Source organism: Kitasatospora sp. NPDC087271 (assembly GCF_044744605.1).
Classification (GTDB): domain Bacteria; phylum Actinomycetota; class Actinomycetes; order Streptomycetales; family Streptomycetaceae; genus Kitasatospora.
Window position 1 is genome coordinate 248,571 of sequence record NZ_JBIUYQ010000003.1, and the last position, 17,265, is coordinate 265,835.

Here is a 17,265-nt window from a genome sequence, read left to right on the forward strand (position 1 = left end):
ACCGGGCGCGTTGCGCTGTCTCGACGAATAGTGCGTGTCGAAAGCACCACGTTCCCACCAGGGGCCGTCGCGCCTCCCATGCTGGGGCGGATGCCGCCCCAGCATGGGCGGGTGGAGCTCGATGAACTGGACGGAGACTGCTGATGAGTGTGATGGAACGCGTGGACGAGAAGGTCCTGGCGGTGGAGGGGGACGACGAGTCGGACGTCTACCCGGACGACCGGGAGTGGGTGAACGCCTGCATCCAGCGCATTCGCGGCGAACTCGCTCCCAAGGAGACGGCGGTGAAGGAGATTCCGCTGCCCCCACAGCTCAACGGGTTGAAGCTGCACATCAAGCGAGAGGCCGACCAGCCGTCCGGTAGCCACAAGCACCGGCTCGCGGCGGCGTTGCTCACCCACGCCCTGGCCAGCGGCTGGCTGGCGGAAGGCCGCCCCGTGGTGGAGGCGTCCAGCGGCTCGACGGCCATCTCCGAGGCGTGGTACTGCCAAAAGCTCGGCATCGACTTCTACGCGGTCGTGCCGAAGACCACGGCCCCGGAGAAGCAGAAGAAGATCGAGGAGTACGGCGGCACCGTGGTCCCGGTGTCGGGTGACATCGTCGAGTACGCCCACCGGGTGGCGAAGCGCTATGACGGCCACTTCATGGACCAGTTCACGTACGCGGAGCGGTCCTACGACTGGCGTGGCGAACACAGTCTCGCGGCGGAACTGCTGAAGGGCCTACCGAACCTGGACTGGTTCACCATGGGCGCGGGCACCGGCGGCACGACGACCTCGGTGGCCCGGTACGCCCGGTACACCGCCAAGAAGCTCCGGGTGTGCGTGCCCGACCCGGAGCACTCCGCGTACTTCGACGGCTGGTACTGGAAGGACCCCACGGTGACCGACCAGGGCTCGCACATCGAGGGCATCGGCCGGCCCAGGGTCGAGGCCTCGTTCGTGCCGACCACGGTCAACCGCATGATCCGCGTCGCCGACGCGGCGTCGGTCGCCACCATGCGCTACCTCTCCGACCGGACGGAGTGGGGCATCCACGCCGGGCCCTCGACCGGAACCGGCGTGTTCAGCGCGATCCAGATCCTGCTCGGCATGAACGACGGCCCCCAACTCGGAAGCGTCGCCACCGTGATGTGCGATCCGGGCGACCGCTACACGAACGAGTACTACAACGACGCCTGGCTGGCGGATCAGAAGATCGTCTACAAGCCCTGGTACACCACCATCAAGGACTTCTTCGAGAACGGCGTCTGGGCCCCGCCCACCTCCGTTCCCCCCACGCCTCGCCCCACGACCGCCGTGTGGAACATGTGACTGCTCCCCCGACCGAAGCCGGGGGATTCCGGCTTCAGCCGGGTGGATCTGTGACTCAGGCCGCCTTCCGGGACGGCGTCCCGGAAGGTCTTCTGCCATCAGCGTCAGCCGGGTTCAGACCTGCCCGGTCCCCTCTGCCTTCCCCCCAAGCCCTGAAGCCGCGGACGGCACCGGATTCGACGCCGACTGCGCGGTGAACGCGCAGATCCGGGCTTCCGCCCGCAACGGATGGACGTGGTGTCGCACTTGTCACCCTCCCGACCGCCCGCAGCCTCACTCCGGCTGCGGGCGGTGGTTGTGGAACAGGACGATCCCCTCCACCAGCCCCTTCTCCACCACCGCCGGGGTGGCGCGCAGCCACTGGAGTGCTTCCGCGCTGGTCGGGGTGTCGACGACCAGCTTGTAGAAGGACAGGTAGCCCGCCACACGTTCCAGGAGCACGCTGTCGGGGATCGGGATCCCCGCCCCGAAGGCGTCGAGGGGATCCCGGTTGGCGGCACGGTAGCTGTCCATCATGTGGAACTCGCCGGCGAGTCGACTGCGCTCGGGCGTGAGCCGGTCCCCGGGGATCGTCTTCAGGATCGCGGAGAGCTTCCCCTGGCTCTTGCTGTAGCCGTCGCCCATGGCGAGTTTGAGCGCCGCGGCCGCCTCTTCGCCGAACGCGCGCAACTCGGTGGAGATCTTCCGCTGCGCCATCGTCTGCGGCTTCTCCTGGGACTTGAAACGGCCGGTGACCGAGTCGAGCGCGTGCTGCATCTCGTGGGTCACGGTCGCGGCGAATTCCCGCAGTTCGAGCGGTGAGGCGTCGTCCTCGGGCCGGGTGATCCTCAGCGCGCCGCCCTCTCCCTCGTTGCTGAGCGCGAACAACGCGCGCGCACTCTTGATATCCGTCTGCTCGTCGATCTCGATGGTGATGGCGGACTCCTCCAGGGCCTTGAACAACTCCTTGTAGGGGACGCTGAATCCGTCGCCTTCCTGCTCGCCGGACGCCTGGTGGAACAGTTCCGCGAAACGGTCCGGCGAGAGGTGCCGCCGTGACCAGTCGGCCTTGGCGTAGGTGATGGCGCGCTGCACGACCGGCGCACCGGGGCGGGCGGCTGGTGCGTCCCCCGTCCTCCGCTGGGCGGGGACAGCGCCGCTCAGCACCCGGGTCGCGTTGGCTTCGGCCTCCCGCTCGAAGCGGTCGGACGGGGAGGAGACCTTCAGGCCGTCGCCGTTGTCGGTGCCCGCGACGGGGCCTTGGCGCTGTTGCACGACGTGCGTCAGCTCGTGGGCGAGGGTGTGCCGGTCCATGCCGCCGTCGCCGATGACCACGTGGTTGCCCGAGGTGTAGGCGCGGGCGCCGACCTCAGCGGCAGAGGCTCGGGCGGCCTGGCCGGTGTGGATGCGGACGTCGGAGAAGTCGGCGCCGATCCGGGCTTCCATCTCGGTGCGGGTGGCGTCGTCCAGCGGCCTGCCGCCCGTGCTCAGGACGTCGTGGACGGTGGACCGCTGTACTGGTGCGCCCGCCCCGACGGCGGCCTGCGGGTGACCACACCCCGCACCGTGCTGGTGCCTGGACCGCTCGATCACGCGCGAGACCGCGGCGTTGCCGATGCCGCGCTGCAAGGCGAGGGCCGTCTGCGCAGACCCGCCCCCGAGGCTCAGCCCCAGCCCGTCGGCCGCCGGAGCGGCCTTGCGCGGCAGGTCGCGGCGCCGCTGCGGCTCCGACGGCTTGCCGGGGTCTTTCGCGTGCATGGGAACCCCTCCAGAGGCGCGACAGGTGTTCCCTCTGACATATCCGGCCGGACTGTCGTCGCGCAGCACAACGGACGATCGGGCACCGTTCTGTGCTCCAAAGGGCACGGGAGAGGGCCGGGGCGCGCACCCGTGCGTGGGAGCGCCGACCTGCGAGCAGCGCCGGCGCTTGGCGGTCCTGTCGGTTTCACCGTTCGACGGTGATGTCACTTCGACGACGAGCACGGTCTGGTCCGGCAGGAGCGCTCCCTCCGTCTTCGCCGGCTCGGCGGGCACGACGGCCAGGTCACGATGCGTCGGTGTGACACGGGCGTCCCGCGCCCGGCCGGCGGCCGTGTTCAGGGGGCCACGCTCAGGGAGCCGTGTTCAGGGGGCCGCGAACAGCCGGGGGAAGCCCGGGGCCAGCCACGGCCTGCGGCCCCAGGCGAGCACCTTGCCCCGGGCGAGGGCGCCGGTGGCGGTGTAGCGGCCCAGCGCGATGAGGAAGAACGCCACCGGCCCGGTGAGGATCGTGCAGTCCGGGCGGCGCGGCGGCTCCTGGCTCACCACGGCGACACCGTCCGTGAAGGTCACCGCGAACCCGTCCAGGCCGCGCACCCGCAGCCGGTAGCAGGCACTGTGGCCCGCCGCGGCGCGCGCGTCCAGCACCCGGGGCATCGCCGTCCGCAGGAAGGGCATCGTCAGCCCCACGCGGTGCCGGTCGATCGGGTGCGGCCGCCCGAGAGCGAGGGCGATGTCGTAGAGGTGGCCCAGCATGTGGGTCAGCAGGTAGGCGCCGAGGGTGTCCAGGTCCATCGGGCCGAGCGGGGTCAGCACCGGCTCGGTGCCGGCACGCGCGCCGGCCGCCGCCGTGAACTCCCGTGCCTGCCGGGCGATCTCCCCGCCGAGCACGGTCAGGTCCCGCTCCGGCCGCCTGGCCAGCGAGGCCGCGTTCGCGGCAGCCAGCGCACCCGGAGTGCCGTCCCCGTACGGCCGTTCCTCGCCGGCGGCCAAATCGGCCATCAGCTCGTTGGCCATCGCCAGGTGGGCGGCGGCCTCGCCGACCGTCCACTCGGCGCCGGGTATCGGGGTGTCACCGCGACCGCCGGCGAGCAGGGCGACGGCCTCGTCGCCGACGGCGGTGACGGCTTCGAAGAGCGCGGTGCGCGCGGCACCGGGGACGTGCTCGGGGAGCGGGAGGGTCATGCTGGTGAAGACTGGCCGACCCCCGCACCACTGTCCAGACCCGCGACACGGTCCGGGCCGGCCCCTGACCATCGCGGCCGGCCCGGACGACGAGAGCCGGTCAGCCCACTATCGGGCCCGCAGACCCCTACACGCGGCTGAAGCCGTGGCTGCGCTCCACTTTCGCCACGTGCAGCGTGTAGTTCTGGTACCACTCGGCTTGCCCGCGCTTCTGCGCCGCGCGGTGCTCGACGTTGCTCCGCCACTCCGTGAGGGCGTCGGCGTCGCGGAAGTACCCGACGGTGATGCCCAGGCCGCCAGGGGTCTGGGCGTGGTCCATCCCCAGGTACCCGGGGACGTCCTTCACCAGGTCTTCCATGCGTGCGTTGGTCTCGCTGTAACCGCTCTGCTCCTGGGTTCGCACCGTCGTGAAGACGGCCAGGTAGTAGGGGGGTTCATAGGCCTCGACGGGCACGACAGGTGCTTCGGGGTGATCACTCATGGCGCCACCGTAAGGCGGGATGCGCCGAACGATCCAGCTCTTTCCTGAACGGCGACGCGCATCACGTCCTCGTCCCGGTGTCAGCTCCCGGGGGTGGCGGCGGGGGCGAAGGCGAGGGCGGTGTTGTGGCCGCCGAATCCGGCCGAGGTGCTCAGTGCGAGGTGGAGGCGCTGGCGGCGGGGGCCGCCGTGGACCAGGTCGATCGCGCCGGTGTCCCGGTCGGGGACGGCGAACCCCGCGGTGGCGGGGACGAGTTGGTGCTGCACGGTGAGCACCGTCAGGGCGGCTTCGATGGCACCGGCGGCGCCCATCGTGTGGCCGAGCGTGCCCTTGGCGGAGGTGACGGACGGGGGGCGCCGGGCGAAGAGCCGGTCGATCAGGCGGGCCTCCGCGGAGTCGTTGAGCGGGGTGCTCGTGCCGTGGGCGTTGACGTGGTCGACGTCGTCGGGGCAGGCGCCGGCCTCGGCGAGGGCCAGCCGGGCGGCCGCTTCGAGTCCGCGGGCTTCCGGGTGCGGTGCGACGGGGTGGTAGGCGTCGGTGGCGGTTCCGGTGCCGACCAGCAGGGCTCTGGGCGCGGCCTGCCGCGACGTCGCGTCCGGCCGGCGTTCCAGGACGAGGAAGCCCGCTCCCTCGCCGATGACGAAGCCGTCGCGGTCCGCGTCGAACGGGCGGGAGGCGCGGGCGGGGTCGGTGTTGCGGGAGAGGGCCTTCATCCGGGCGAATCCGGCGACGCAGACCGGAGTGATCATGGCGTCGGTGCCGCCGGCCAGGGCGATGTCGCAGGCTCCGGCGTGGAGCAGCAGGGCTGCGGTGTGGATGGCGGCGGCCCCGGAGGCGCAGGCGGTGGCGGTGTGCAGCACCGGGCCCGTCGTGCCGAGCTCGATGGCGAGTTGAGCTGCTGCCATGTTCGGCAGGAAGGCGGGGAGCGCCAGTGCGGACACGGCGGAGGGGCCCAGGGTGCGGAGTCGTTCCGCCGCGTGTTCGTAGCTGCCGACTCCTCCGGCGGCGGAGCCGAGGACCAGGGCGACCCGGGCGCCGTCCCAGCGCGCGGGTTCGAGGCCCGCGTCGGCGACGGCCTCCCGCGCGGCGGCGATGGCGAAGCGGGTGGCGCGGTCCAGCCGCCAGGGCTGGCGGCCGCCGACCAGCGCGGCGGAGTCGCCGGGGACCCGGCAGGAGAGGACGACCGGGAGCCCGGCGAGCGCCGGGTCGGGTGCTGCCGTGCTGCGGGCGTCGAGGACGCCTCGCCAGGTCGGCTCCGCCCCGTGACCTGCCGGGGTGGCCAGGCCGATCCCGGTGACGGCGAGCGGTGGGCGGGACGCGGTCATGCGGCTGGGCCGGGCGGCTGCTCGGGGTCGACAAACGGGTCGGGCTCGACGGACGCGACGGGCTCGACGGACGGGTCGGGCTCGACGGACGCGACGGACGCGACGGGCTCGACGGGCCGGCCGGGCTGCGCGAGCAGGGCGTGGATGCGGCCGACGAGTTGGCCCACCGTCACGTCGGCGGCGGAATCGAGGTCGTCGTCCAGGGCGACGCCCCAGTGGTCCTGGAGGGTGACGACGAGTTCGATCCGGGCGAGGGAGTCGAGGTCGAGGTCGTCGAGGGCGGCGTCGTCGCCGATCGTGTCGGAGGGGGTGTCGAACTTCTCGGTGAGCAGGGTGACCAGGTGCTCGCGGACGGGGTTCACGGTGGGCTGACCTCCTCGTGGTCGTGGTCGTGGCCGTGGCGCGGGGGCCGGGGTTCCGGGGCGGCCGTCCGTACGGGTGCCTCCGGCCACAGCAGGGTGGCGGAGGCCCAGGTGAGACCGCCGCCGAAGGCGGTGAGCAGGGTCGGGGCGCCCGGGCGGCAGGCCCCTCGGGCGGCGGCGTCGGCGAGGGCGAGCGGTACGGAGGCGCCCGCCGTGTTGCCGACGTCGCGGATGTTGCCGAAGCGGTGCCGTGGCGGGATGCCGAGGCGGTCGGCGACGGCGTCCAGGATCCGCTGGTTGGCCTGGTGCCCGATGAAGGCCTGGACTTCGCGGGCCTGCCAGCCGGTCGCGACCAGGGCGGCCCCGGCGGAGGCGGCCATCCGGCGTACGGCGTGGGCGTAGACCTGGCGCCCGCGCATCCGGAAGTAGCGGTCATCGCGCCCGGGGGCTTCGGTGGCGGGGAGTCGGGAGCCGCCTGCGGCCACGGTGATCAGGTCGCTCTCGCCGCCGTCGCTGCCCCAGTCGGTCTCCAGCAGGGCACCGGGTTCGGTGGTGTCCCCGGGGCGGAGCACCACTGCGGCGGCGGCGTCGCCGAAGAGCGGTGCGGTGTCGCGGTCGAAGGGGTCGACGATGGCCGAGTACTTCTCGGCCGCGACCACCAGGGGGGTGCGGCAGGCGCCGCTGCGGAGCAGGGCGGAGGCCGTGGCCAGGCCGTAGAGGAAGCCCGAGCAGACGGCCGCGAGGTCGAACGCGGGGACCGGTCCGAGGCCGAGGCGGTGGGCGACCTCCGGTGCGGTGGCCGGGCAGGGGCGGTCCGGCGTGGTGGTGGCCAGCAGGAGCAGGTCCGGGCGCAGGCCCGGGGAGCCGGTGGAGTCGATCGCGGCGCGCGCGGCGGCCGTGGCCAGGTCCCCGGTGCTGACGCCGGGTCCGGCCAGCCGCCGGCGGTGGATGCCGGTCCGGCCGGTGATCCACTCGTCGGTGGTGTCCAGGCCGCCCCGGGCGATGACCTGGGTGTTGGTCACCTCCCGGGGCGGGAGGCTGGAACCGAGGCCGGCGATCACCGCCGTGGCACGGCGACCGGGGGCGGAGGCGAGGGTGGGGGCGGGGACGGGGGGTGGGGAGGTCATGCCGCGGCGAACGGGGAGGGCGGCTTGGGGGTGCCCGCAAGGCCGCCGTCGGGGACCGAGAGGCCGCCGTCCAGGGCGATCGCCTGCCCGGTGAGGAAGCCGGAGGCGGGCGAGGCCAGGAACAGCGCCGCCGCGGCGACCTCCTCCAGTTCGGCCCAGCGCCCCATCGGCACGTGGGCCAGCAGCCAGTCGGTGAGCGCGGCGTTGGTGTGGACGGCGGCCGTCATGTCGGTGCGCACCCAGCCGGGGCACAGCGCGTTGACCCGGATCCCGCTGCGGGCCCAGCCGACCGCGAGGCTGCGGGCGAGGGAGACCTGGGCGGCCTTGGTCGCGGCGTAGACCTCCATCATGGGCGTGCCGACCAGACCCGCGACCGAGGACATCAGCACCAGGCTGGCGCCGTCCGACTGCGCCAGGTACGGGTGGGCGTGCCGGCAGATCGCGGCGGTGGCGTTGAGGTTGACCGCGACCACCTCGTCCCAGACGTGCTGCGGGAGGTGCTGCAGCGGTGCGAGGAGTGTGCTGCCGTCGGGGTTGGTGGGCAGGATGCCGGCGTTGTGGACGACGATGTCGAGGCCACCCAGCGCCTGGGCGGCCTGGTCGACGATGGCGGCCTGCCCGGTGTCGGCGAGGTCGCCGGGCACCAGGACGGGGGTGCCCCCGTAGCGGGCCACCTGGTCGGCGGTGTGCTTCAGCGCGGGCCCGGTGCGGGCGGAGAGGGCGAGCCGGGCCCCGGCCTGGGCGAGCGCGACGGCGACGGCCTGGCCGATGCCGCGCGAGGAGCCGGTCACCAGGGCGCGGCGGCCGTCGAGGCGGAAGCGGTTGAGGATGGTCATGGGGGTGTTCCTCCGGTTCCGGCGGGGCGTCAGTCGGTGGCGTTCCGGGCGGGGGTGTCCCGGACGGGAGTGTCCCGGGCGGTGCTGTCCTGGGCAGCCCCATCCCGGGCGGTGCTGTCCAGGTCGCTGCTGGACCGGACGGGCGCGCGCAGGGCGCGGGCGCCCGTCCAGGTGAGCAGGGCGCTGCCCCAGGTCAGGCCGGCGCCGAAGACGCAGACGAGCACGCGGGCCCGGTCGGCCAGCAGGCCGCGGGCGGCGGCGTCGGCCAGCGCGAAGGGGGCGGAGGCCGCGCCGATGTTGCCCGTCAGGTCTCCGGTGATGTGCAGGCGTTCGGCCGGGATGCCGATCCGGTCCGCGACGGCGCGCAGGAGCAGCGGGTTGGGCTGGTGGGTGATGAAGGCGTCGATGTCCTTGAGGGCGAGGCCGTGGTCGGTGAGGGCCTGGTCGACGAGGCGGGGGAAGATCTCGGCGATGAAGTCGCGCACGACCCGGCCGTCCATGTGGATGTGGTGCAGCCCGGCGTTCAGGCTCCCGGGACCGGCGGGTATCCGGCTGCCGCCGGCGGGGATCAGCACGTGGTGCGCGCCGCGACCGTCCGAGCCGAGGCGGAAGCCCTGGAAGCCGGCGTCGTCGTGGACGGGGCCCAGGACGGCCGCGGCGGCGCCGTCGGCGAAGAGGACGGCGGTGCCGCGGTGGGCGGGGTCGACGAACTTCGAGTAGGCCTCGACGCCGACGACCGCCGCGTACCGGGCGCCGGGGGTCGTGGCCAGCCAGGCGTGCGCGACCTTGGCCGCGAACAGCCAGCCGGAGCAGGCCGCGCTGACGTCGAGTGCGACGGCGTTGCCGGCGCCGGTGAGGGCCTGGACGCGGCAGGCGGTGGCCGGCCCGAGTTCGTCGGGCGTGGAGGTCGCCGCGACGACGAGGTCGAGCCGGTCCGGCGGGATGCCGGCAGCCTCGCAGGCGGCCAGTACGGCGGCGGCTGCCAGGTCCGAGGCGGCCTCGTCGGGTGCGGCCCGATGCCGTTCGACCACGCCGGTGCGCTCGGTGATCCAGGTGGCCGAGACACCGGCGGGCGGGCCGACCTCGTGGTTGCCCCGGACCTCGGCGGGCAGGTACGTGCCCATGCCCAGAACGCCGGTCATGGGGGGCTTCCTTCGGTTCACGACGTGCTCCCGGTGCGGTCGGAGGAGCCGGTGGAGGAACTGGCGGGGGCGCCGGCAGGGGCGCCGTGGGCGGCCAGGAGCGCGGCGGCGTAGTCGGGCTCGTCGAGGGCGGTGCGGGCGAGGCCCGCCCCGGGGTCGAGGGCGGCCACGATGTCCGGCAGGGCCTGACGCAACCGGTCGCACAGGGCGTCCATGGCGGCGGGCAGGGCGCGTACGGCCGAGGGGGTGAGCACGCCGGTCGCCAGCAGGGGGCCGGCCAGGCGCCGGGCCTGGCGCAGGCCGTCGAGCGCGGCGAGGTCGGCCGCCTGCGGAACGGGCCACCCGTGCGCGGCGGTCCCCTCCACCGCGGCCTCGGCCGCGAGCCGGCGGGCCTGGACGTCCCCCAGCTCCAGGGCGTCCTCCAGCAGCGGGTTCCACAGCTCCAGGTCTCGCTGGAGCGAGCCGTGGAGCGCCTCGGTACGGGCCGACGCCGCGGCGGCGAGGTCGTCGGCGAGCCGGTCCTGCAGCGCGGTGACGACCGCGGGCCACCACGCCGCGTCGGTCGGGTCGGCCGAAGACGGGCCCGGGTCGGCCGGGAACCGGCCCGGACCGGCCCTCCGCCGATCGGGGCGTACCCGCTCCTCGGCGAGGGCGCGGCCGGCGTCGAGCAGGATGAGGGTGTTGTCGCCGCCGGCGTTGTCGAAGGCGCGGGCGAAGCCGAGGTAGCCCGGCAGCCGGTTGTGGTCGAAGAGGCCCGACACCCCGCAGCGGTGCTGGAGGGAGTCGACGAGCTCCGCCACGGCCCGGGTGCTGTGCGCCTTGTGGAGGGCGAGCGAGCGGTCGACCGCGGCCCAGGGGGAGAAGGTCATCGCCGTGCCCGGCCCGTCGGAGGGCTTCGCGGCGCGCAGCCCCGCCCACGTGGACAGGGCCGCCCGGGCCGTGCAGCGCAGGGAGAAGGCGGCGGCCAGCGCTCCGACGACGGCGTGCTGCTGGGTGCGGTACTCCAGGACCGGGCGACCGGGCGCCAGCCGGCCGTGCGAGCGGCGGCCCGCGCTGAACCGCCAGGCCATCGCCGCGCTGCGGCCCGCCAGGCCCGCCATCGCGGACGGCAGGGTGGCCCACAGCCCCTGGCCGCAGCTCAGGGTCCGCTGGAGGCGGGCGTCGGCGCTCGGCTGCGGGTCGTGCAGCACGCCCGTGGCGTCGATCCCGGCCCCGTCCGCCAGCCAGCGGTCGTACGGGATCCGGGCGCCGTGGAACCGGACGAGGCCGTAGGGCAGCGGGAGCGCGCCCACCGGGAGCGGGCCGGAGACGGACACGCCCGGTGCCGGGCGGCCGTCGGCCCCCGTGATGTCGACGAGGAAGGAGAACACTCCCCCGTCCCGGGCGCCGGTCAACAGCCGTGCGCAGACCACCGCCTGCTGGGGCAGGCCGAACGCCGCGACGGAGGAGAACTTCGCGGCCCGGTGGTCCGGGGTGTGCAGCGTGAACGCGCGGCGGGCCGGGTCGAACCGGGCCTCGGTGCGGATCCCGAGGTGGCTGCCGGCGTCGCCGATCTCGGTGACCAGGAAGGATCCCTTGGTGCGTGCGTGCGCGAGGGCGCCGTCCGGGTCCGCGGCCTTGCCGCCCAGGAGGACCAGCGAGCCGACGCACAGGGTGTAGTGGGAGAGAAAGGTCTGGTAGAGCGATGGATCCGCCAGCGCCGTCGCCTCGCTGAGCGCGGCCAGCAGTTCCGCGTCGGCGACCACCTCGACCGCCGGCGGCAGCGAGGCCGCCAGGCGGGCCAGCCGCCGGTGCGCGCTGACGTCCGTGCGCAGGGCCGCCGCCCCGTGTTCGGCCCGGTGGTCCGCCAGGAGCTGTCCGAACTCCGAGGCCCGCCGGGGAGGGAGCAGCGCCGAGAGGCGGGTCAGGACGTCGATCGCGCCGGCCTCCTCGCCGGGCCTCCGTTCGGTGTTCAAGAGTCCCCCCGTGCGGCCGTCGTGGTCGGGTGGTGGTGGTGCGACGTGCCCTCCCCCGGCGCGGCGGGAGGCGGGCAGGAGCACGGGGGCGGCAGCGGCGCCTGGGGGCCGGTCGGCCACTGGCCGTCGGCGACCGGCGCGAGCGCGTCCTGCCGCGGGTCGATCCTGCGCACGCTGTTCGCCAGGGTGCTGCCGGTGCCCGCCTCGACGACCAGCGAGGCGTCCGCCATCGACGCGCCGAACACCGCAGGCAGGTCGAAAGGCCTGACCAGGCACGCGGACAGCGCGCTCGGCAGATCGCTGTCCGCGCGGTAGAACCGGCCCGCCACCGCCGAGTACACCGGTCGGCGCGGCGGGGACAGGCGCAGCCGCCGGGCGAAGTGCGCGAACGCACCGGCCTCGTGGACGAGCGCCGGGTGGTGGCTCATGAACGGGAGCCGCAGCCGCTGCGCCCCCACGCCGTGCGCCGTCGCCGACCGTTCGACGACGGCGAGCCCGTCGAGCGGGCCGGAGACCACCGTCTCCCCGCCGTGGTTGACGCAGGCCACCACCACGCCCGTGCCCGGCCCGGCGGCCGCGAGCAGCCGGCGGGTTGTGGCCGGGCCCGCGCCCAGCAGTGTCATGCCGCCGCCGTGGCCGGTCAGCAACTGCCCGAGCCGGCAGGCCAGACGGGCCCCGTCGGCGACCGAGCAGCATCCGGCCGCGGTCAGCGCGGGGATCTCGCCGAAGCTGACCGCCAGGAGACGGTGCGCCCGGCAGCCGTCGGCTTCGAGTGCGCGGTGCACCGCCAACGACACACCGAACAGCGCGAGTTGTACGGTCCCGGCCGGCTCGGCGGCCAGCGCGCCGGCACTGAGCGGGGAGTCGCCTGCCAGGTGGGAGCCGCCACCCGAACGGGAGCCGCCGGTCAGGTGGGAGCCGCCTGCCAGCCGGGGGCCGATCGGCGCCACCCCGAACTCGGCGGCGACCACGTCGGCCTCCTCGAAGACCTCGGCGACCGCGCGTGCCAGCGACCCGACGCGGGGAAGCGTCCGCAACAGCGGGGTCAGGCTGAAATCCCCCTGCCCGGGGAACATGTGAACGAACTTTCCGGTGGCCGTGGGACTCTGCGGACGCTGCGGGCCGGACATCACGGATTCCGCCTCCACCCTGGGGCACGTTCGAAGGAAACGCCCCGACGCCACCGATGGTGGAGGCTGCGGCCGCCCTCGCGGGCCCTTTTCGACGGCCGGCCCGTCAAACTTTTCCGGGCGTCAACTTCCCAGGAATCACATCGAGTTGAGAATCCCATTCGGGCATCCCGGCGGCGCTGCGAGCGGATAGCATGGCGGGATGTGCGCAGCGCGACCGCGTACCGCGGAGGCCGGACCGGGCCACCGTGAGCGCGGCGTCGACGACCCGCCGGGAGAGACATGGCCGTCCGCCGTGTGCCGAACGCCCGCCTTCGCGAACTCCTCGAAGAAGCCCGATGGACCGGAGAACAACTGGCCCGGGCCGTCAATCAGATCGGCGCCGAATCCGGATGGGCCCGGGCCTACGGTCGCGCCTCGGTGCACCAGTGGCTCACCGGGGCCGTTCCCCGCAAGCCCGCCCCCCACCTCGTCTGCGCGGCGCTGGGCCGTCGGCTCCGACGGCCCGTCACCCTGGCCGACGCCGGATTCGGCGACCCGCCGCCGGACACCCCGGCGCCGGATTCCCCGGCGGTGCTCGCGCGGCTCGCGGCGGCGGCCGTCGCACCCGATCGCCACGGGAACCTCCTCTCCTACCAGCCGCCGCCCGCACCGCCCGCAAGCCCGACCGGCCTGGCCGAAGCCCTGACCGGAGGCCGGACCGAAGCCCCGACCGGCGCGCCGGTACCCGCGGGCGCGAAGGGGCCCCCGCCCCAGCCGGACGCACTCGCCCTGCTGCTGCCCGTCTTCTCCGCGATCGACCGCGTCCACGGCGGAGGCCAGGCCCGCACCGCACTCGCCGCGTTCCTCGCGACCACGGCGGCGCCCATGCTCGCCGCACCCGCCCCGCCCGTCCGGCACTTCGGCATCCTCGGAGCCACCGCCCGACTGTGCTACCTGTGCGCCTTCATGCACATCGACGACGACCTCAACGGCCTCGCCGGCCAGTACTACCGCCTCGCCCTCGACCTGGCCCGGCACGCCGGCGACACGGCCGCCCAGGCGATGACCCTGCGCGCCATGGCCACCCAGGCCTACGAACTCGGCCACCGGCGCCAGAGCCTGCGCCTGGCGCAGGCCGCCGCCGACTGCCGCATCAGCTCCTCGGCGCCGCGGCTGCGCGCCTCCGTCCTGGGGCAGCTCGCCCTGTCCGAAGCCGCCCTCGGCGATCGGACGGCCGCGCTGCGCCACATCGGCGACGCCCGCGACCTCCTCACGAACGCCACGGGCCCGCCACCGCCGATCGGCGACTACCACCGCGCCTCGTGGGACCACCAGCGGGCCCTCGTCGGAGTCGAACTCGGCGACCCCGCCGGGGCGATCAAGCTCCTGGAGGTGTCCGCCGCCCGCAGGCCCCGGGGCGAGTCCCGCTCCCGTGCCGTCGTCCTCAGCCGACTGGCCGAGCGCCAGCTGGCGGCCGGACACATCGAAGCCGCCTGCGCCACCTGGCACGAGTTCCTCGACGTCTACCCGCTGCTGGCCTCCCGCCGAGCCCACCTGGCCAGGGCGCGGATGCCCGGGCTCCTGCTCCCCCACCGCCGGCGGCCGGCCGCGGACCACCTCATCCAACGGGCCACCGCCCTGGGGCGTGCCTGACGATTCGCGCACGCGGCAGCGGCCGGGCCTCCTCCCCGTCAGGGCCGGCGCGGAGTCCGCGCGAGGACGTCGGTCGCGACCTCCGTGACCGTACGGTGGTAGGCCACACTCACCGGCCCCAGGCCGCCGATCGCCCCGACCACGGCATCCGTCGCGTCCACAGCGCCCTCGGCAGCCAGCAGCGGGGCGATCACACCGACGGTCGCCGCCGCCGCGATCTCCTCCGGCCGCAGGGCGTTCAGACCGTTGAACGCCACGAACGCGCCGGAGCGGATCGTCGCCGCCAGGGTGCTGCCGGCGGAGACCAGCACCAGGTCGCTGGACTCCGCCACCGCACGGACGGCGCGCCGCCGGTCGGAGGAGCGGTAGCACCACTGATCGGGGTGCTGGCCTCGAAGCAGCGGGAACCGCGCGCGCAGCACCCCGAGGATCTCCGCGACCTCCTCGACCGGTGAGCACGGGTGCTGGACGAAGGACAGCCGCTCGGGATCGACGGACCGCAGGGCCTGCGCCCCGGCCACGTCGGGCACCCGGACCCGCCCCGCCTGCTGCGCGGCGGGGTCAGCCAGGGCGAAACCGCCGCCGAGCACGAGGACCGTGTCCCCGCGAACCTCGTACTGCCGGACGGCGGCCCACGTCGCGGCCGCCCGCGGGCACTCGGCCTGCCCGGCGCCCCCTGCGGACGGGGGAAGCCGGTCCAGGGGCTGGGACGGGACGACCGGGGTCGGCCCGCACGCGGGCGCCGACGCGCAGACGATCAGCCGCCTGGTCCGCACCGTGGCCGACCAGACGCGGACGGCCTCCGCCGCCACCGCCTCCTGGCGGGCCGGAGCGATCACGGCGATCCCCACCACGGCCCCGTCCAGGTCGATGTAGGTCGTGGCGAACAGCCGCCCACCCCGGCCCGCCGGCAGGATCCCGCCGGCACCGATCCGGGCGGCGAACCCGCGCTCGTGGAGCCACCCGGCCACGAGCGGGGCCGCCGGGCAGGTCACCGGTCCGCGCGTCGGATGGACGTAGCCGGACAAGACGGTGATCGGACCGTCAGGGCCCGATGCCACGTCGGACTGCTCCGTCAACCGGGACCGGTTCATGCCGGCTCCTCCCCAGGGTGGATGGCCACGTCGTTCGGCTCCGGCGAAGGTCGCGGACGCCGTTGGTGATCTTCCGAGTGTGCCCGGTGGAGCCGCGTCGGCGAGCTGCGGACAGCGCCGTGGACAGAGGTGTCGCCGGCGGGTGTCCGGCGGGCGCGGCCGGCAGCGCTCCGGCGGGGGCGGCGGGGGCTGGAGCGGGCGACGGGCCGGATGTGAAAGTCGGATTCTCCATGAATCCGACCCGATGGTTCACCGTCTACGAATGGAAGTCGCATTGTCCGGACGGTCGGACGGCCGGAATCCAATCCACACCACAATGGTTCACCAGCGACAGGATTAACCTGAACGCCGCATTCGGACAAGAGGCCGAGTCGACCAAGTGGGCCGCGAATGCCCTTGCGGTGGAGACGAGTTGAACGAAGGGCCGACCGGTCGCGCCGGGCGCCCGGGCGGGTCTCCGGAGTTCGGGGCACAGGTACGGTGCGCACGCGAATAGTCCAGCCGACGGCGGCCTGCGTGGCGCGATGCCACCGGCGCTGGAATATTGCTAGAAGTGACGACAGTCACACGCAATGGAGTTCGATGTGCGCTTCGCGACACGCGATGTCCGCCGCTCGGTCATCGTCAGCCTCATGGGTACCACGCTCGTCTGGTACGACTTCTTCCTCTACGTCAACGCTTCCGTGCTGGTCTTCAAGCACCAGTTCTTCCCCTACCTCTCGCCCTTCGCGGCGACCCTCACCGGCATCGGCCTCTACGGGGCCGCGCTGGTGGCACGGCCGGTCGGCGGGGCCCTCTTCGGGCACCTCGGCGACCGCCACGGCAGGCGCCCCGCCCTGGTCGGCGCGCTGCTGCTGACCGGGGCCTCCACCGGCCTGGTCGGGCTGCTGCCCGGCTACGGCCAGATCGGCTTCGCCTCCCCGCTCCTGCTGGTCACGCTGCGCCTGCTCCAGGGGCTCGGCCTGGGCGGTGCGTGGGGAGCCGCCACCGTCGTCGCGCACGAGTGCGCCGAACCGGGGCGCCGGGGGCTGGTGTCGAGCTGGGCCCAGATCGGCGCACCGGCGGGCAACCTGCTGGCGTTCGGGGCCATGACGGCGGTCTCCGGCGCGCTGACACCCGCACAGTTCATGACCTGGGGCTGGCGACTGCCCTTCCTGCTCTCCGCCGTGCTGGTGGTGGTGGGGCTGTGGGCCCGGGCCCGGATCGAGGAGACCCCCGCCTTCCGGACGCTCGCCCTCACCGGGGCCCGCAGCAGACGGCCGGTCGTCGAACTGATCGCCCGGCACCGCAGGCAGCTGCTCGTCACCACGGCGATCACCGCCGGAGCCGACGTCGTGCTCTTCGGCTTCTCGTTCAACTACGTCCTGACCCTGCTGCGCGTCGCCGGCCTGTCGCTCAACGCCCTGATCGCGCTCTCGCTCCTCGCCCCGCTCGCGCTGATCGCCCTGATCCCGTTCTTCGGCGCGCTGTCCGACCGCTACGGGAGACGACGGGTCTGCCTGGCCGGGACCATCACCATGGCGCTCTGGGCCGCCGCGTTCGCGCCCCTGCTGCGCTTCGGCTCTCCCCCGGTCCTGGTGCTCGCCTACCTGCTGTCGCTGGTGGGATTCGCCGCGATGTACGCCCCCCAGGCGGCCCTGGTCTCCGAGCTCTTCCCGAGCCGCGTGCGCCTCAGCGGAGCCGCCGTCGGCTACCAACTGGGCGGACTCCTCGGCGGCACCCTCGCCACCTACCTGACCGCCGAGGCCGCCGACTGGTTCAAGTCCCCGGCCGTGACCCCGCTCTACGTCCTCGCCGTCCTGGTGGCCAGCGGTACGGCGCTCCTCACCCTCGCGCGCCACGGCGAGGACGACGGCTCCCCCGCAGCGGCCGGGCCGTCGGGCTCCGGGCTCCCCACCCCGTCGAGCCGTCCCCCAGCACCGGCCCCCGGACTCCCCGGGTGA

Annotated in this window: 14 protein-coding genes; 3 read left to right on the forward strand and 11 right to left on the reverse strand. The window is 74.3% G+C overall.

Translation table 11 applies throughout. The features are described from left to right. Positions 1 to 143: 143 nt before the first annotated feature. On the forward strand, positions 144 to 1,313 hold the full coding sequence (locus ACIO9K_RS07555; RefSeq protein WP_363622000.1) for a pyridoxal-phosphate dependent enzyme: 1,170 nt from the start codon (positions 144 to 146) through the stop codon (positions 1,311 to 1,313). A gap of 273 nt (positions 1,314 to 1,586) precedes the next feature. Here ACIO9K_RS07555 and ACIO9K_RS07560 read toward each other — a convergent pair whose 3' ends face one another. From ACIO9K_RS07560 to ACIO9K_RS07605, 10 genes are all read right to left on the reverse strand, one after another. Further along, positions 1,587 to 3,050: a DUF4157 domain-containing protein gene (locus ACIO9K_RS07560; RefSeq protein ID WP_400327726.1), complete on the reverse strand. Its 1,464-nt coding sequence runs from the start codon at positions 3,048 to 3,050 to the stop codon at positions 1,587 to 1,589. A gap of 366 nt (positions 3,051 to 3,416) precedes the next feature. Continuing rightward, positions 3,417 to 4,235 (reverse strand): maleylpyruvate isomerase family mycothiol-dependent enzyme, encoded by an 819-nt coding sequence (locus ACIO9K_RS07565; RefSeq protein ID WP_363622004.1) that lies wholly within the window; start codon positions 4,233 to 4,235, stop codon positions 3,417 to 3,419. Between the two features lie 127 nt (positions 4,236 to 4,362). Further along, positions 4,363 to 4,716 carry an antibiotic biosynthesis monooxygenase family protein gene (locus ACIO9K_RS07570; protein ID WP_400327728.1) on the reverse strand — a complete coding sequence of 118 codons (354 nt, stop codon included), beginning with the start codon at positions 4,714 to 4,716 and terminating at the stop codon, positions 4,363 to 4,365. A gap of 80 nt (positions 4,717 to 4,796) precedes the next feature. Next, positions 4,797 to 6,041, reverse strand: coding sequence for a beta-ketoacyl-[acyl-carrier-protein] synthase family protein (locus tag ACIO9K_RS07575; protein WP_400327730.1), 1,245 nt, complete (start codon positions 6,039 to 6,041; stop codon positions 4,797 to 4,799). Continuing rightward, positions 6,038 to 6,403, reverse strand: a complete 366-nt coding sequence (locus ACIO9K_RS07580) for a phosphopantetheine-binding protein (RefSeq protein WP_363622012.1) — start codon at positions 6,401 to 6,403, stop codon at positions 6,038 to 6,040. The genes ACIO9K_RS07575 and ACIO9K_RS07580 overlap by 4 nt, the downstream gene beginning before the upstream one ends. Beyond that, entirely contained in the window at positions 6,400 to 7,530 is a 1,131-nt protein-coding gene (locus ACIO9K_RS07585; RefSeq protein WP_400327732.1) for a beta-ketoacyl-ACP synthase 3, read from the reverse strand. The genes ACIO9K_RS07580 and ACIO9K_RS07585 overlap by 4 nt, the downstream gene beginning before the upstream one ends. After that, positions 7,527 to 8,366, reverse strand: a complete 840-nt coding sequence (locus ACIO9K_RS07590) for an SDR family NAD(P)-dependent oxidoreductase (protein WP_400327734.1) — start codon at positions 8,364 to 8,366, stop codon at positions 7,527 to 7,529. The genes ACIO9K_RS07585 and ACIO9K_RS07590 overlap by 4 nt, the downstream gene beginning before the upstream one ends. 29 nt (positions 8,367 to 8,395) lie before the next feature. Continuing rightward, on the reverse strand, positions 8,396 to 9,508 hold the full coding sequence (locus ACIO9K_RS07595; protein ID WP_400327736.1) for a 3-oxoacyl-ACP synthase III family protein: 1,113 nt from the start codon (positions 9,506 to 9,508) through the stop codon (positions 8,396 to 8,398). Positions 9,509 to 9,525: 17 nt separating this feature from the next. Next, positions 9,526 to 11,463, reverse strand: a complete 1,938-nt coding sequence (locus tag ACIO9K_RS07600; RefSeq protein ID WP_400327738.1) for a hypothetical protein — start codon at positions 11,461 to 11,463, stop codon at positions 9,526 to 9,528. Continuing rightward, positions 11,460 to 12,539, reverse strand: a complete 1,080-nt coding sequence (locus ACIO9K_RS07605) for an ACP S-malonyltransferase (RefSeq protein ID WP_400327740.1) — start codon at positions 12,537 to 12,539, stop codon at positions 11,460 to 11,462. The genes ACIO9K_RS07600 and ACIO9K_RS07605 overlap by 4 nt, the downstream gene beginning before the upstream one ends. Before the next feature lie 336 nt (positions 12,540 to 12,875). Between ACIO9K_RS07605 and ACIO9K_RS07610 the strand changes: the two genes are divergently transcribed. Continuing rightward, positions 12,876 to 14,228 carry a tol-pal system YbgF family protein gene (locus ACIO9K_RS07610; RefSeq protein ID WP_400327742.1) on the forward strand — a complete coding sequence of 451 codons (1,353 nt, stop codon included), beginning with the start codon at positions 12,876 to 12,878 and terminating at the stop codon, positions 14,226 to 14,228. 38 nt (positions 14,229 to 14,266) lie between these two features. Here the strand turns inward: ACIO9K_RS07610 and ACIO9K_RS07615 are convergent, their stop codons facing one another. Continuing rightward, positions 14,267 to 15,256: a hypothetical protein gene (locus tag ACIO9K_RS07615; protein ID WP_400327744.1), complete on the reverse strand. Its 990-nt coding sequence runs from the start codon at positions 15,254 to 15,256 to the stop codon at positions 14,267 to 14,269. A gap of 698 nt (positions 15,257 to 15,954) precedes the next feature. Here ACIO9K_RS07615 and ACIO9K_RS07620 point away from each other — a divergent pair. Further along, entirely contained in the window at positions 15,955 to 17,265 is a 1,311-nt protein-coding gene (locus ACIO9K_RS07620; RefSeq protein ID WP_400327746.1) for an MFS transporter, read from the forward strand.